The organism is Solidesulfovibrio carbinolicus (assembly GCF_004135975.1).
GTDB classification, from domain to species: Bacteria; Desulfobacterota; Desulfovibrionia; order Desulfovibrionales; family Desulfovibrionaceae; genus Solidesulfovibrio; species Solidesulfovibrio carbinolicus.
The window spans coordinates 2,428,831-2,444,192 of record NZ_CP026538.1; the positions used below are offsets into that span (position 1 = coordinate 2,428,831).

Here is a 15,362-nt window from a genome sequence, read left to right on the forward strand (position 1 = left end):
TCAAAAGCCTCCGTCAAGTTCGGCTTCGAAATGCTGGCGCTGCACACGGAAGCGTTCGCTGGCCGCCGCGACTTCCGCAGCCGTCCAGGGCGTTTCGATCATGGTCTCGGCTACGAGCTGCCAGAGGTATTTGACCTCGTAGCGGCAGCGGCCGGGATAGAACCGGGGCAGACGTTTTTGCAACTGATCGCGGCAGTTGGCGCAGCCGACCACCACCACGTCGGCCCGGCAGGCTTCGAGTTGCTCCACCTTGAACCGGCCGTGGGCGGCGGATTCCTTTTCAAAGGGCATGGGCCAATTGCCGCCGCCGGCCCCGCAGCAATAGTTGTTGGCCCGGTCCGGGGACATGGCGACGACGTTCTCGGCCCCCACGCAGGCGGCCAGGATGGCCCGGGGTTCGTCGTAATAGCCCTTACCGAAATGGCGCTCCAGTTCGCGGCCGTGTTTGCAGGCGTCATGCCAGACATAGCTCCGGCCGGAGTTGCGAGCGGGATCGAGAACGAGGCGGCCCGAGGCGATGCGATCCAGCAGGTAGTCGTAGAAATAGACGGCGTCCACCTGCCGGGAAGGATCTTCCAGTGCGCAGGTGGTCAGCCCCAGGCGGCAGCCGTAGGAGCCGCCGCCGCAGTCCGGGATGAAAAGGCGCGCCGCGCCGAGGCTTCGCATGAGGTCGAGCTTGCGTCGGGCCAGAACCAGGGAGACGTCGGCGTTGCCGGTGAAAAGCCCCCAGTCCTCGGCTTCCCAGTTGCGTGAAGGCACGGTCCAGTCCTCGCGGGCGTTGTAGAAAATGCGCCACCACCACTTGAGGTCGTCGAAGTCGCCGAAGACTTCCTTGGAATTGAGAAATACCAGCAGTTCGACGTTTTTTTTGTCCACGGGCACGTAAAACCCCGGGCACTGGTCTTCGGCCAATTCGCCGCCGATGTCGGCCAGGGTGTCGAGATAGTCTTCCAGGGGGATGGCCAGGGTGTTGCCGGTCTCCAGCACCGAGGCCACGCCCTTCTCCAAGGTTCCGGGCACGGAAGAACGCGGGGCCAGACCACGAAGCAGGGCAAAGACGGCCGGCAGGTCGATGCCCATGGGGCAGACGTGGGAGCAGCGGCCGCAGGTGGTGCACACCCAGGGGAAGGCCGAGGCGATCACTTCGGCCTCCCGGCCCATGGCGACAAGCCGTATGGCCGTGCGCGGATCGAAGCCTTCCATGCCCGGGGTGCCGGGGATGGGACAACCGCTGGCGCAGGCCCCGCAGCCGAGACAAGACCGGACGTCCAGGGCGCGCAGCCGGTCCTCGGGTTCCGGCAGGGCGGCGGCGAGATCGAGCAGTTCCATGGCGGTCTCCTGGCGCGGGCATCCAAGGGAAATGCGCCGCAGACGCAAGGCGGCATTGCCGGAAAAAGCAACGGTTTCGTGAAGAAAGCGTTGTCCGAACAGCGAACAGGGAGCTTGCACCAGCCTTGTATGCCAGAGGTAACATGCAGGAAAATAAATTAAAATTGGCTTTTTTCCTGCCCGCCCGCCCAGACTGCCAAGAGCTTTGAATTTACGGAACAAAATGGGGGAAATAAAAAGTGGTTCCCGTCCAGCGGCAACGCCGGCCTTCTGCATCTCCTGACCGACAAAGAACCCAACCTTCGTCCCAACCCCTTTAAAACTTTCTCCATACGGGGGGCCTGGGGGCCTCAGGTCCCCAGCCGCCGGAGGCATCTTCATCGGGATAGGGGGGAGCCTTGCGGCTCCCCTCCTCCCACACCACCGTGCATACGGGTCCGTACACGGCGGTTCGGCAGGTTAAGCGTTCACCTGGCACCTAGGGTTGGCAGTCCGAGTGAGGCAAAATAGCTGTTGGGCAGAGCGATGCTCAGGGCCGGGCTTCGGCTGATATGCCAAGGTCCGAGAGGACTTCCGGCCGTTTGAGCGGCAAGGTCTTTACCTACGCCCCTTGACCTCAGTTCAGCAAACCGCTTCCGCCCCCGTTTCCACTGCCGCCACAACACGCATCGCAAGCGACGCCTGAGCCATGAGTCCAGGCCTTTGAGCACTGATTTCGCCTGGCAGAATCCAAAGTACCCGATCCAGCCGCGCAGGTAGACCGATAGACGTTCCACCGTCGTTTCGATACTCCGTCCCGTACCGGACAGTTCACGGATTCTGCCTTTGAACCGCTTGATCGCCTGCGGCGCTATCCGCCGTCGCGGCTCACTTCCGGCCGTAAAGCTGACTCCGAGAAACTTCCGCCGGGCTGGCCTGTCCACCGCACTTTTCCCTGCGTTCACCTTGAGCTTGAGGCGCTTTTCCAGAAAACGGCTGATGCTGTGCATTGTCCGCTCTCCGGCCCGCCTACTGCGCACGTAGATATTGCAATCATCCGCGTAGCGCACAAAGCGGTGGCCGCGTCTCTCAAGTTCCCGGTCCAAGACGTCGAGCACGATGTTCGACAACAGCGGCGAAAGGGGACCGCCTTGCGGCGTCCCTTCGTCCGTCGGGCCTACGAGCCCTCTCTCCATCACCCCCGCGTTCAGGAACGCACGGATGAGCCGGAGCATGCGTTTGTCTTCCAGCCGCTTGGCCAAAAGCCCCATCAGGATGTCGTGGTTGACCCGGTCGAAGAACTTCTCCAGGTCGATGTCCACCACGAAGCGCAAGCCCCGAGCGATGTGCTCCTGGGCCTGGCGCACCGCCTGATGGGCCGAGCGCCGGGGCCGGAAGCCGTAGCTGTGCTCGGAGAAGGAGGGATCCAACAGGCGCTGCAAAACCTGCATCACCGCCTGTTGCACGAATCGGTCGAGTACGGTGGGAATGCCGAGCTTGCGTTTGCCGCCATCCGGCTTGGGAATCTCCACCCGGTTCACCGGGCTGGGCCGGTACGCGCCCGTGAGAAGCCGTTGCCTGATGTCCGGCCAGTGCTCCTTGAGGTAGTCCGTAAGCTGATCCACGGTCATGCCGTCGATCCCCGCACTGCCCTTGTTGCCCTTGACTCGCTTGAGCGCCTCCCGGAGGTTTGCCCTCTCGCAGACCGCTTCCATCAAGTGCCTGGTTGACGCCGGGCTTTCGGTTTCCTGTGCCGCCATGGACGTTTCGGTCCCTCCAACAGGCATCCTCGGGGCTTCACCCCTGCTTTCACCCGCCAAGGCCGGTCTACCGGTATTCCGCCGCAAAACGCCATGAGACATAGGGCCTACTTACCGCTCCTTGCCGTTTGGCCCTTCGGCTTGCGCCTACTATGGCCTCTGCTGACTTCCGCGCCACGATCAGGCGGCATTGCTGCCGCCTCAGTCTCGATTCCGGGACATGGCGCGGACCTCCCGAGGTAAGCACGTCCGCCTTCCCCGCACACCCGCCGGATATACAGCCATGGGCCTTGATGGATAGGGACTTCGCGATCTCATGCCCGCTCGTCCGCCCATGACTGCCTCGTATCCGGTTCTTGTTCATCGGGTCGCGGTTTTGCTCCAGGCTTCCTTCAGACCCCGCCTCACGACGACGCCCTTGCCCTTCGCTAATCCTTCGCCTCCATCAGGCTGGATAGAGGACTTGCACCTCCAAGCTGACGCGCATGCTCGGCACACATAAAAAAAAGCGCGCCGGTCGCCCGGCGCGCTTGCAATATTCGCTATCTCCAACAATCTACAACATGGCCTGCAACATGGCCATGGGCGTGGCCGAGGGCAGCTTGATGCGCCGGTCGGCCAGGGCCTTGTCGGCGATGCGCGTGAGCCACTCACGGGAGGTGGTCAGGCTTTGGAAGGTCAGCCAGCCACGGCCGGTTTCATCGGTGGCCAGGCCGTAGCCGGCCAGCTCCACCCGGATGGGTTCGCTCTCGCCCAGGGGCAGGACGTCCACGCGCACGGAGCGCTCGGCGCTTTTGATCTCCAGGGCCAGCACCTCGCCGTAGGGGGCGAGAAACGGCTTGGTGGCCGAGAGCAAGAGCTTGGACAGAGACTTGTCCTTGGCCGAGGCCAGATCGATATTGAGGTTCATGGAGGACTACCAGGAAAGAGCCAGGGACACGTCGTCCAGGCAGGTTTTGAGTCCCTCGCCGCAGGGCGGGATGATGTAGTTGCCGTCGAAACAGGCCATGCAGTACGGCGGTTCCTGACTGTTGCCGCGCACCGACTCCAAAAGGCCCTCGATGGAGAGGTAGTGCAGGGAATCCAGGCCGATGAAACGGGCGATGTCGTCCACGGACTGGTGGGCGGCGATGAGTTCGCCCTTGGAGGAGAAGTCGATGCCGTAGAAGCAGGGGAAGCGGATGGGCGGACAGGACACGCGCATGTGGATCTCGCGAGCGCCGAGTTCGCGCAGGCGTTTGACCCGGGTGCGGATGGTGGTGCCGCGTACGATGGAGTCCTCGACGATGAGGATGCGCTTGCCCTTGATCATGCTCTTGACCGGATTGAGCTTCACCCGGACGCTGAAATCGCGCATGTCCTGGGAGGGCTGGATGAAGGTGCGGCCCACATAGTGATTGCGCACCATGCTCATCTCAAAGGGCAGGCCCGAGGCCTGGGAATAGCCGATGGCGGCGTAGAAACCGGAGTCGGGGAACGGCATGACGTAATCGGCGTCCACCGGCGCTTCATGGGCCAGGGTGCAGCCCATCTGCTTGCGGCGTTCGTAGACCACCTCGCCAAAGACTTCGGAGTCGGGCCGGGCGAAGTAGATGAGTTCGAACACGCACTGGCGCACCGGCTGGGGATCGCAGATGCGATACGACTGGAGCCGGCGGTCCTGGATGACGAGCATCTCGCCCGGGGCCACCGAGCGGATGGCCTCGGCCTCCATGAGGTCGAAGGCGCAGGTCTCGGAGGCCAGCACGTAGGCGTCGCCCATGCGGCCGAGCATGAGCGGCCGGATGCCGTGGGGATCGCGCACGGCGATGATCTTGTCGTTGCACAAAAGGAGCAAGGAATAGGAACCCTTGACCTTGTTGCAGGCCTTGATGACGGCTTCTTCCAGGGAACAGCCGTTTAAGTACTTGGCAATGAGGTGGACGATGACCTCGGAGTCGATGGTGGTCTGGAAGATGGAACCGCTGGCTTCCAGTTCCTCGCGCAGCTCCATGGTGTTGACTAGGTTGCCGTTGTGGGCGATGGCGAGGTTGTAGTTGCCAAAGCGCACCAGAAACGGCTGGCAGTTGCGCAAAAGCGACGCGCCGGTGGTGGAATAGCGGATATGCCCCACCGCCACCGTGCCCTTGAGTTCCTTGCCCAGGTGGCGTTCGCTGAACACGTCGGCGACCAGGCCCATGCCGCGCTGTTCGCGGATGCGCGTACCGTCCCAGGTGACGATGCCGGCGGACTCCTGCCCGCGATGCTGCAGGGCGTAGAGGCCAAAGTAGGTCATCCGCGCGGCCTCGGGGTGGCCGTAGATGCCGAACAGTCCGCAATATTCCTTTTTCATGACGCGCCACCCGGGGCCTAGTTGGCCCCGTAGTACTCCTGCAAGCTTTTCACGGTGAGTCCGGCTCCGCGCAGTTCGCGGATGGCCTGGGCCATGGCCCGGGCTCCGGCAGCGGTGGTGGTGTACGGGATACCGTACAAAAGCGCCGTCTGCCGGATGGACATGGAATCGCGCACGGTGCGCTTGTCGGACACGAGGTTGACCACCAGATCGACCTCGCGGTTCTTCATGTGGTCAACAATATTGGGCCGGCCCTCGAAGACCTTGAGCACCGGAGTCACGGCAATGCCCTTCCCTTGGAGATAGGCGGCCGTGCCCTTGGTGGCCAGGATCTTGAATCCCAGCTCGCCGAGGATCTGGGCCGCGGGCAGCACCTCGTCCTTGGCGTTGTCAGCGATGGAGAGAAACACGGTCCCCTGCTGGGGCAGCACCTGTCCGGCCCCGAGCTGGCTCTTCATGAAGGCCAGTCCCACGGACTCGTCCACGCCCATGACTTCGCCGGTGGAGCGCATTTCCGGTCCGAGCAGGACGTCCACGCCCGGGAAGCGGTTGAACGGGAAAACCGATTCCTTGACCGCGTAGTAACCGGACTTGCGTTCGGCCCAGGGATTCAAATCCTTGAGCTTCTGACCCATGATGACCTTGGTGGCCAGCTTGGCCAGGGGCACGCCCGTGGCCTTGGACACAAAGGGCGAGGTGCGCGAGGCCCGGGGATTGACTTCGAGGATGTAGATGTCGCCGTCCTTGACCGCGAACTGGATGTTCATAAGGCCCACGACGCCGAGTTCCTCGGCCAGGGCCACGGTCTGGCGCTCGATTTCCTTGATGAGCGCCGGATCAAGGCTATGCGGCGGCAGCACGCAGGCCGAGTCGCCGGAATGGATGCCGGCTTCCTCGATGTGCTCCATGACGCCGGCCACGTAGGTGTCGGTTCCGTCGGACACGGCGTCCACGTCGACCTCGGTGGCGTTGACCAGGAACTTGTCGATGAGGATCGGGTGCTTGCCCGAGGCGACCACGGCCACCTTGAAGTAGTTTTCCAGGTCGGCCCGGTCGTAGACGATCTCCATGGCCCGGCCGCCCAGCACGTAGGACGGGCGCACCACCACGGGGTAGCCGATCTTGTCGGCGATGGTCGCGGCGTCTTCCACGGTAAAGGCCGTGCCGTTGGCCGGCTGACGCAGGCCAAGCTTTTGCAGCAGCGTCTGGAAGCGTTCGCGGTTTTCGGCCCGGTCGATGCTGTCGGGCGAGGTGCCGAGGATGCGCACGCCGGCATTGAGCAGCGGCACGGCCAAGTTGAGCGGCGTCTGGCCGCCGAACTGGACGATGACGCCCTCGGGCTTTTCGACTTCCAGGATGTTGAGCACGTCCTCGAAGGTGAGCGGCTCGAAATAGAGCCGGTCGGAGGTGTCGTAGTCGGTGGAGACGGTCTCGGGGTTGGAGTTGACCATGATCGACTCCACGCCCATCTCGCGCAGCGCGTAGGATGCGTGGCAGCAGCAATAGTCGAACTCGATGCCCTGGCCGATGCGGTTGGGGCCGCCGCCGAGGATGACGACCTTGCGGGCGGCCTTTGGGGCCACTTCCTTGCCGGTTTCGTATGTCGAATAGTAATACGGGGTGTAAGCCTCGAACTCGGCGGCGCAGGTGTCGACAAGGTAGTACGTGGGGACTATCCCCATGTCCTTGCGCAGCTTGCGGGCGTCCAGGCTCGACGGCAGGCCCAGGATCGTGGCGAGCTGGGGATCGGAGAAGCCGTTTTTCTTGGCGTCGGCGACAAGTTCGCGGCACTCGGCGTTGGCCGGGGAAATCTTGTCCTTGGGGAAGGCGGCGATGCGGCCTTCCATATCGACGATTTCTTTGAGCTGGCGCAAAAACCAGGGGTCGATCCAGGTGGCCTCAAAAATGTCTTCCAGGGAGACGCCGCAGCGCATGGCTTCGCGCACCTGGAACATCCGCCGGGAATTGGGCCGGCGAAGCGCCGCCAACACGGTGTCGCGGTCGGCCTCGCAGACGTCGTTTATGGCCGAAAAGCCGGTGGCCCCGATCTCCAGGGAGCGCAGGCCCTTTTGCATGGCTTCCTTGAAGTTGCGGCCGATGCTCATGGCTTCGCCCACGCTCTTCATGGCCGTGGTCAGGTAGTCTTCCGAGCCCGGGAACTTCTCGAAGGTGAAGCGCGGGATTTTGACCACGCAATAGTCGATGGTCGGCTCGAAGGACGCCATGGTCTCGCGGGTGATGTCGTTGGGGATCTCGTCGAGGGTATACCCAACAGCCAGCTTGGCCGCGATCTTGGCGATGGGAAAGCCGGTCGCCTTGGAAGCCAGGGCCGAGGAGCGCGACACGCGGGGGTTCATCTCAATGATGACCATTTCGCCGTCAGCCGGATTGACCGCGAACTGGACGTTGGATCCGCCGGTTTCCACACCGATCTCGCGCATGATGGCGATGGCGGCGTTGCGCATCTGCTGGTATTCGTCGTCGGTGAGCGTCTGGGCCGGGGCCACGGTGATGGAATCGCCGGTGTGCACGCCCATGGGGTCGATATTTTCAATGGAACAGATGATGACGCAGTTGTCCGCCTTGTCGCGCATCACCTCAAGCTCGAATTCCTTCCAGCCGATGATGGAGCGCTCCAGCATGATTTCGCTTTTCATGCTGGCGGCCAGGCCGACCGAGGCGATCTTCTCCAGGTCTTCCTGGTTGTAGGCCACGCCGCCGCCGGTGCCGCCCAGGGTGTAGGCCGGACGCACGATAATGGGGAAGGGAATGCGTTTGCCCCACTCCTTGACGTCTTCCATGGTATGGCAGATGCCGCTGAGTGGAATCTTCAGCCCGATGTTGTCCATGGCGATGCGGAACAGTTCCCGCGATTCGGCCTTTTTGATGACGTCCAGGGACGCGCCGAGCAGGTCCACGCCGTATTCGTCCAACACGCCGGACTCGGCCAGGGCCACGGCCGTGTTGAGGCCGGTCTGGCCGCCAAGCGTCGGCAGCAGCGCGTCGGGGCGTTCCCGGGCGATGATGCGGGCGACGGTGCCGGGTTCGATGGGCTCGATGTAGGTGCGGTCGGCCAATCCCGGGTCCGTCATGATGGTGGCGGGGTTGGAATTGACGAGCACCACTTCATAGCCCTCTTCTTTGAGGGCTTTGGCGGCCTGGGAACCCGAATAGTCGAACTCGCAGGCCTGTCCGATGACAATGGGCCCGGAGCCGATGATCATGATTTTTTTAATGTCCGTCCGTTTGGGCATGGCGTGGGGTGGTTTTTTAGAGGGTGAAACGACAAATGCGGAACCGGCAAGGAATAAGCCAGTTCGCTTGATCGCGCAAGGGCTTTGCGCCCATGGCCCGTCGCCGGCCGCCGCCCGGGCCTGCAGCGCCTTGGGGAGGAGCCGGAGGTGACGGAATTGTTGCATGTTGGCGGCATCCCGCCGGGACCGGCCGCCCTTCCTTGACTTCCGCCCTGCCTTGATTAAAAAAGCCTGTTTCTCCGGCGTCGCGCCGAAGCCGGAATCAAGCGCAAGGACCCGTCATGACCACCGATTATAAAAAGACTCTGCGGCTTCCCCAGACCTCCTTTCCCATGAAGGCCAACCTCAGGGAGAAGGAACCGGAAACCCTGAAATATTGGGCCGACAACAGCATTTACCAGGCCATGCTCGAGGCCCGGGAAAACGCCCCCCGCTACATTCTCCACGACGGCCCGCCCTATGCCAACGGCCACCTGCACATGGGCCACGCCCTCAACAAGATTTTAAAGGACATCATCGTCAAGTCGCGCCATCTGGCCGGCCAGCAAGCCCCCTACGTGCCCGGCTGGGACTGCCACGGCCTGCCCATTGAGCACAAGGTGTCCCAGGAACTCAAGGCCAAAGGCAAGGAAAACCTGCCCGCCGTCACCGTGCGCCGCCTGTGCCGGGACTACGCCGCCAAGTTTGTGGACATCCAGCGCAAGGAATTCAAGCGCCTGGGCGTTTTCGGCGACTGGGACGATCCGTATCTGACCATGCGCCCCTCCTATGAGGCGGCAACGGCCCTGGCGCTGTGCGATTTCGTGGAGCACGGCTCGGTCTACCGGGGCAAAAAGCCCATCCATTGGTGCCTGTCCTGCAAGACCGCCCTGGCTGAGGCCGAGGTGGAATACGCCGACGAGGTTTCGCCCTCGGTCTATGTCCGTTTTCCCCTGACCGACCCCAAGCTCAAAGACGTCTTTCCCATGGCCGATCCGGCCAAGGCCTATGCCGTCATCTGGACCACCACGCCCTGGACCCTGCCGGACAACATGGCCGTGGCGCTGCATCCCGAATTCACTTACGCCCTGGTGGCCGCAGGCGACGGACAGTATGTCCTGGCCCTGGAGCTTCTTGACGCCGTGCGCGAGCTGTTCGGCTGGACCGAGGCCACCGTCCTGGCCGAAGCCCCGGGCTCGGCCCTGGAAGGCCTGGCCGCCCGCCATCCCTTCTACGACCGCCCGTCCCCCATCGTCACCGCCGACTACGTGACCCTGGACGCCGGCACGGGCCTGGTCCACACCGCCCCGGGCCACGGCCGCGAGGACTATGACACGGGCCTGCGCAACGGCCTGGACATCCTCTCGCCCCTGGACGACGCCGGCCGGTTCCTGGACGTGGTCCCCTACTTCGCCGGGCTGACCGTCTGGGAGGCCAATCCCAAGGTTATTGAGAAGCTGACCGAGGTCGGCCATCTGCTGGCTTCCAAGAAGCTCAAGCACTCCTACCCCCACTGCTGGCGCTGCAAGGAGCCGGTCATCTTCCGGGCCACCACCCAGTGGTTCATTGCCATGGAAGCCGGCGAACTGCGTCAAAAGGCCTTGGCCGCCATCGAAAACGACGTGGAATGGATTCCAGCCTGGGGCAAGGAACGCATCCACAACATGATCGCCTTTCGCCCCGACTGGTGCATCTCGCGCCAGCGCAACTGGGGCGTGCCCATCCTGGCCCTTATCTGCGAATCCTGCGACGCGGCCTACAACGACGCCGACTGGATGCGCTCGGTGGCCACGAAATTCGCCGACCACGAGCGCGGCTGCGACTACTGGTTCGAGGCGGCCCTTGACGACATCGTGCCGGCCGGGCTGACCTGCCCCCAGTGCGGCGGGACCCACTGGCGCAAGGAGACCGACATCCTCGACGTCTGGTTCGACTCGGGCACGAGCTTTGCCGCGGTCCTGGAAAAGCGCCCGGAACTCGGCTTTCCGGCCAACATGTATCTCGAAGGCTCGGACCAGCATCGCGGCTGGTTCCACAGCTCGCTTTTGGCCTCCATGGGCACGCGCGGCGTCGCGCCCTACAAGCAGGTGCTCACCCACGGCTACGTCGTTGACGGCGAAGGCCGCAAGATGTCCAAGTCGCTGGGCAACGGCATGGAGCCCCAGGAGATCATCGACAAGCACGGGGCCGAGATCCTGCGCCTGTGGACCTCCGCCGTGGATTACCGCGACGACATCCGCATCTCCGAAGAGATCCTGGCCCGGCTGGTCGAGGCCTACCGCCGCATCCGCAACACCTGCCGGTTCATTCTCGGCAACCTGTCCGACTTCGACCCGGCCGTCCACGACGTGGCCCCGGCCGACATGCTGCCCCTGGACCGCTACGCCCTGGAGGCCGTGGCCGCCGGCCATCAGCGCATGGCCGAAGCCTATGAGGCCTACGAGTTCCACAAGGTGTTCCACACCCTGCACAACCTGTGCGTTACCGACCTGTCGGCCTTCTACCTCGACATCTTAAAGGACCGCCTCTACGTCTCGGCCGGCGCTTCCCACGAGCGCCGCTCGGCCCAGGCCGCCTTGTGGCGCATCCTGCGCGTGCTGCTCCTGGACATGGCCCCGATCCTGTCGTTTACTGCCGAGGAAGTCTTTCGCCACACCCAGCCCGGCCAGCGCGGCCCTGGCGCGTCCGTTTTCGCCATGGAACCCCTGGACGTTACGGGCTGGCGGCTGGACGAGGCCCTGCGCGAGCGCCTCGATCTGGTGGCCGCCCTGCGGGCCGAAGTGACCCGTGCCATCGAACCCCGGCGCAAGGCCGGCGAAGTGGGCCAGTCCCTGGAGACGGCCGTTTCGCTCTATCTGCCCGAGGACGTGCTGGCCTCGGTATCGGGTTTGGGCATGGATCTGCGAGAGGTGTTCATCGTCTCCCAGGTGACGCTGGCCCCGGCCGCGCAGGCCCCGGCCGACGCCGTCGCCTGCGAAGCCGTTTCCGGCGCGTTTGTGGGCGTGGCCCGGGCCAAGGGCCAGAAATGCGCCCGGTGCTGGATCTACAGCGAAGAAACGGCCGGCCCGGAGCATCCGGACCTGTGTCCGCGCTGCGCCACCGTGCTGGCCGCCGAGGGAATCTAGCCCATGCGTAAAAGCTACCGGATCGCCCTGCCCATCGCCGTGCTGGTGGTCATCCTGGATCAGCTCACCAAGCTGTGGATTCAGGACCACATGGTGCTCTACACCACCCGCACGGTGATCCCGGGCTTTTTCAACATCGTCCACGTGCTCAACCGTGGAGCGGCGTTTGGATTCCTCAACCGCTCCGACATCCAGTGGCAGACCTATTTCTTTTTTGCCGCCACCGCCCTGGCCGTGCTCATCATTTTCCACTTGCTGCGCATGGCCCGTGACGACGACAAGCTGCTCATCACCGGGCTTGGCCTTATTCTCGGCGGGGCCGTGGGCAATCTCATCGACCGCATCAAGACCGGGGAAGTTGTGGATTTCCTGGACTTTTACTGGAAAACCTTTCACTGGCCGGCCTTCAACGTCGCTGATATCGCCATTTTCCTCGGCTCGCTGGGGCTGGTGTTCGCCTTTTACCGCCTGCGCCGGCCGCCCCAGGATTCCTGACGGCCCGCCCGGGAAGGGGGGCGTCGTTTTGACGAACACAGTGTTATGTCCAAGATTTTCCAGAGCGCCTCGCGCACCGGCCAAGCCCGGACGCGCGGCGAAAACTCCAGAGGTCGTCCATGATTCTGCCTGAACTGCCAGCCATGACCCCGGGCCAACTGGCTCTTTTCCTGGGGCTGATGGCCCTGCCCATTCTTCCCAATTTCATTGCGATATGGCACAGCTTCTACCGGGTGTTCCCCACCCATACCGAGAAGATGTTCTGGTTCCTTCTGGCCATTTTTGTGCCCGTGCTCGGCGGGATCGCCTATCTCATCTGGGGACGCAAGCGAGGTCATAAACCGTCATGAAAATGCGCCACGACGCCGCAGCGGCCTTGGCTGCCGTAATGCTCGCCGCCCTGGTTGGCGGCTGCGCCCCGGCCCAGCCCAAAGGCCCAGCGCCGCTCAACACCCCGGCCGACATGTGGGCCGAACTGGAAAACGCCAAGGGTGAAATCCGCCGTTTGAACGCCAAAGTCGAGGAATTGTCCCAGCAGGTGGAAGGCAACCGCCAGGACCCTGAACTGGCCGGGAGAATCACCCGTCTGGAGGGCCAGGTGAGCCGCATGGCCTCCCAACTGGCCATCGATGTCGATGGCGGCGGCGCGGCCCATGCTCCGACTGCCCCGGGAACCGGTTACGCCGCAGCGCCTGCGGCCGGATACGGCAACGCGCCTCAGACCAATTACGGCACGGGTGCACCCTACGGCGCGCCGGCCGCCCAGGGCGCTTACGGCGCGGGCCAAGGCCAGCCCGCCTACGGCGCAGGACAGAGCCAGGCCGGCTACGGCGCCGCCAACGACGAGCCCAGCATTCCGCCCTACAATCCCCAGACCGGCTACGCCGCCCCCCAGGCTCCGGCCGCGCCTGCGCCGGCTGTCCAGGCCCCGGCATCCGACGCCCAAAGCCCGGCCGACGCCGTCTACGCCAAGGGCCTGACCAGCTTCAACAGCCGCCAGTACCAGCAGGCCCTGGGCATTTTCCAGGAGTTCGCCCGCAACTTCAAATCCAGCCCGCTGATGGCCAACGCGATGTTCTGGACCGGCGAGTGCTATTTCCAGCTGGGCGATTTCGCCAACGCCGCCCTGTCCTACCAGGAAGTCATCGAGAAGTACCCCAAGAGCGCCAAGCACGCCGACGCCCTGTTCAAACGCGGCGTGGCCTTCTCCAAGCTCGGCAACGCCGGCGCGGCCAAGCTGTCGTTCAAGGAAGTCATCGACAAATACCCGGACTCCGCTTTTGCCGCCCGGGCCAAGACCATGATGCCCAAATAGGGCCGGCCAGGAGCTGCCACTCTTATGGAAAATCAGCCAACAACGTATCGCAAGGTCGTCTACTTGACCTTTCCCCCCGAATCTTCGGGCAAGCCCCTGGTCTGCGATCTGGCCCGGGTGCATGGCCTGTGCTTCAGCATCCTCAAGGCCCAGATCACCCCGCGCCAGGAAGGCCAAATGACCATCGAGATCACGGGCGAGCGCGAGGCCTACAAGCGCGGCGTGGCCTATCTCCAGGAACAGGGCGTGGGCGTGGCCCCGGTGGCCCAGCGTATTTCCCGCGACGAGGACAGCTGCATCCACTGCGGCATGTGCACGGCCCTTTGCCCTACCAAGGCCCTGGCCGTGAACCTTGAAAGCCGGCTGGTGGTCTTCGACGGCGAAGCCTGCTCGGCCTGCGGCATGTGCACCAAGGTGTGTCCGGTCAAAGCCATGGAGATCCTGCTCGAAAACGGCGTCATGTGACGCGGGAGACGGCCGCCGTGGAAGAAAAACGCACCTACATGCGCATCCCCACGCGACTGCGCGGGCATCTGCGTCTTGTGCCGAACGCGGACGAAATGCCGCTTTACCGGGAAACGCCGCCCATGGGATCCACGCCCTGCACGGTGGACCCGCGCGATCCCGGCATCAGCGAACCGCTTTTTTCGCTGCTTTGCACCATCAATTCCAAGCTCGACATGCTGCTGGCCATGCAGGACCGGGACGTGCTGGAAGCGGACTTCCCGGTGACCATGGACATCACGGAAATCAGCGGGGCCGGGGTGCGGTTTTCCACGACGGAAGAGCTGTCCTTGGAGCAACCGGTCGAGGCCGTCATTGTGCTGGCGCGTTTCCCCATGCGCCTGGCCGGGGCCATGGGCCGGATTATCCGGCGCGAGGAAATCGACGGCCGTATTGTGTATGCCCTGGATTTCACGCGCATCCGGGAACGCGACCTGGAGAGCATCGTGCAATTCGTCTTTCAGAGCCAGCGCGACGACCTTCGCGGGAAAAAGTGGGATTAGGCCATGGTCAACGACGACGAACTGCTCGAACGGCTGCTGGAAAAGATCGTCCAAGAAGTGGTGCCCGACCTGCGCGAGAGCATCGGGGCCACCATCGAGAAGGAAGTGGCCAGGACCTTGTCCCGGGCGCTTTTGGAAAGCGAATTCCACAAGCGCCTCAACCAGGAGATGCGCGACGGCCTCCAGGATATCTATAAAGAGATCGTCCAGGCGGCCAAACACGGCGCCGAGCAGCCGGCCGAAGGCGACAGCGGCAAACATCAGGCCGACCAGCTCTTCCAGGAAGCGGCCCAGCAACTCGACAACATTCTCCAGACCACGGAATCTGCCACGTCCGAAATCATGGACATCGTCGAGAAGCACATGGAACTGCAAGCCGAATGCGCCGCTATCCTCGACGGCCTGCCCGGCGGCTATGCCGGCCCCAAGGAAGTCACGCGGCTCAAAAGCGCCAACGAGGCCCTTGGCGAAGACCTCATGCGCATCATGACGACGTTAAGCTTCCAGGATCTCACCGGCCAGCGCATCAAGCGCATCATAACGGCTATCAAGAAGGTTGAGCAGATCGTCCTGGATCTCTATCTTTCCACCGGCTTGCAGATCCGTGCCCAGGCCCAGGCCCCGGACCGCAACATTGAGGACCTCAAGGCCGAGGCCAAACAGAAGGTCTCCGAACTCAAGGGGCCGCAGTCCGACGTCAAACAGGGCGACGTGGACGACTTGCTCGCCCAGCTCGGCCTGGACTAGGCTGCTTTTTTTCAGCTAAGAAGCACGCCAAACAATGGCT

12 protein-coding genes are annotated in these 15,362 nt (G+C 63.5%); 7 read left to right on the plus strand and 5 right to left on the minus strand.

Features of this window, described 5'->3' with window-relative positions; all coding sequences use genetic code 11:
• From C3Y92_RS10850 to carB, 5 genes are all read right to left on the minus strand, one after another.
• Positions 1-1,329 (minus strand): (Fe-S)-binding protein, encoded by a 1,329-nt coding sequence (locus C3Y92_RS10850; protein ID WP_129352422.1) that lies wholly within the window; start codon positions 1,327-1,329, stop codon positions 1-3.
• Positions 1,330-1,796: 467 nt separating this feature from the next.
• Positions 1,797-3,068 carry a group II intron reverse transcriptase/maturase gene (ltrA, locus tag C3Y92_RS10855; protein WP_207213993.1) on the minus strand — a complete coding sequence of 424 codons (1,272 nt, stop codon included), beginning with the start codon at positions 3,066-3,068 and terminating at the stop codon, positions 1,797-1,799.
• 556 nt (positions 3,069-3,624) lie between these two features.
• On the minus strand, positions 3,625-3,978 hold the full coding sequence (locus C3Y92_RS10860) for a hypothetical protein (protein ID WP_129352424.1): 354 nt from the start codon (positions 3,976-3,978) through the stop codon (positions 3,625-3,627).
• A 6-nt stretch (positions 3,979-3,984) separates the two neighbouring features.
• On the minus strand, positions 3,985-5,400 hold the full coding sequence (purF, locus tag C3Y92_RS10865; RefSeq protein ID WP_129352426.1) for an amidophosphoribosyltransferase: 1,416 nt from the start codon (positions 5,398-5,400) through the stop codon (positions 3,985-3,987).
• A 17-nt stretch (positions 5,401-5,417) separates the two neighbouring features.
• Positions 5,418-8,654 (minus strand): carbamoyl-phosphate synthase large subunit, encoded by a 3,237-nt coding sequence (carB, locus tag C3Y92_RS10870; protein ID WP_129352428.1) that lies wholly within the window; start codon positions 8,652-8,654, stop codon positions 5,418-5,420.
• 281 nt (positions 8,655-8,935) lie between these two features.
• On the opposite strand from carB, the gene ileS reads away from it, so the two are divergent.
• The 7 genes from ileS (at position 8,936) to C3Y92_RS10905 (ending at position 15,322) form a co-directional block, all read left to right on the plus strand.
• Positions 8,936-11,758 (plus strand): isoleucine--tRNA ligase, encoded by a 2,823-nt coding sequence (ileS, locus tag C3Y92_RS10875; protein WP_129352430.1) that lies wholly within the window; start codon positions 8,936-8,938, stop codon positions 11,756-11,758.
• A gap of 3 nt (positions 11,759-11,761) precedes the next feature.
• Positions 11,762-12,253 carry a signal peptidase II gene (gene lspA, locus C3Y92_RS10880; protein ID WP_015860892.1) on the plus strand — a complete coding sequence of 164 codons (492 nt, stop codon included), beginning with the start codon at positions 11,762-11,764 and terminating at the stop codon, positions 12,251-12,253.
• Between the two features lie 119 nt (positions 12,254-12,372).
• On the plus strand, positions 12,373-12,603 hold the full coding sequence (locus C3Y92_RS10885; protein WP_129352432.1) for a PLD nuclease N-terminal domain-containing protein: 231 nt from the start codon (positions 12,373-12,375) through the stop codon (positions 12,601-12,603).
• On the plus strand, positions 12,600-13,568 hold the full coding sequence (gene ybgF / locus C3Y92_RS10890; protein WP_129352434.1) for a tol-pal system protein YbgF: 969 nt from the start codon (positions 12,600-12,602) through the stop codon (positions 13,566-13,568). Before C3Y92_RS10885 ends, ybgF begins: the two co-directional genes overlap by 4 nt.
• A 24-nt stretch (positions 13,569-13,592) precedes the next feature.
• A complete protein-coding gene (locus C3Y92_RS10895; protein ID WP_129352436.1) occupies positions 13,593-14,033 on the plus strand; it encodes an NIL domain-containing protein in 441 nt (146 codons plus the stop codon).
• 17 nt (positions 14,034-14,050) lie between these two features.
• Entirely contained in the window at positions 14,051-14,575 is a 525-nt protein-coding gene (locus tag C3Y92_RS10900; RefSeq protein ID WP_129352438.1) for a PilZ domain-containing protein, read from the plus strand.
• A gap of 3 nt (positions 14,576-14,578) precedes the next feature.
• A complete protein-coding gene (locus C3Y92_RS10905; protein ID WP_129352440.1) occupies positions 14,579-15,322 on the plus strand; it encodes a protein phosphatase CheZ in 744 nt (247 codons plus the stop codon).
• The last annotated feature ends 40 nt before the right edge of the window (positions 15,323-15,362 follow it).

Coding starts and splice junctions, on each gene's coding strand:
- C3Y92_RS10850 (WP_129352422.1), bottom strand. CDS start 1,329: ATGGAACTGCTCGATCTCGCCGCCGCCCTGCCGGAACCCGAGGACCGG.
- ltrA (WP_207213993.1), bottom strand. CDS start 3,068: ATGGCGGCACAGGAAACCGAAAGCCCGGCGTCAACCAGGCACTTGATG.
- C3Y92_RS10860 (WP_129352424.1), bottom strand. CDS start 3,978: ATGAACCTCAATATCGATCTGGCCTCGGCCAAGGACAAGTCTCTGTCC.
- purF (WP_129352426.1), bottom strand. CDS start 5,400: ATGAAAAAGGAATATTGCGGACTGTTCGGCATCTACGGCCACCCCGAG.
- carB (WP_129352428.1), bottom strand. CDS start 8,654: ATGCCCAAACGGACGGACATTAAAAAAATCATGATCATCGGCTCCGGG.
- ileS (WP_129352430.1), top strand. CDS start 8,936: ATGACCACCGATTATAAAAAGACTCTGCGGCTTCCCCAGACCTCCTTT.
- lspA (WP_015860892.1), top strand. CDS start 11,762: ATGCGTAAAAGCTACCGGATCGCCCTGCCCATCGCCGTGCTGGTGGTC.
- C3Y92_RS10885 (WP_129352432.1), top strand. CDS start 12,373: ATGATTCTGCCTGAACTGCCAGCCATGACCCCGGGCCAACTGGCTCTT.
- ybgF (WP_129352434.1), top strand. CDS start 12,600: ATGAAAATGCGCCACGACGCCGCAGCGGCCTTGGCTGCCGTAATGCTC.
- C3Y92_RS10895 (WP_129352436.1), top strand. CDS start 13,593: ATGGAAAATCAGCCAACAACGTATCGCAAGGTCGTCTACTTGACCTTT.
- C3Y92_RS10905 (WP_129352440.1), top strand. CDS start 14,579: ATGGTCAACGACGACGAACTGCTCGAACGGCTGCTGGAAAAGATCGTC.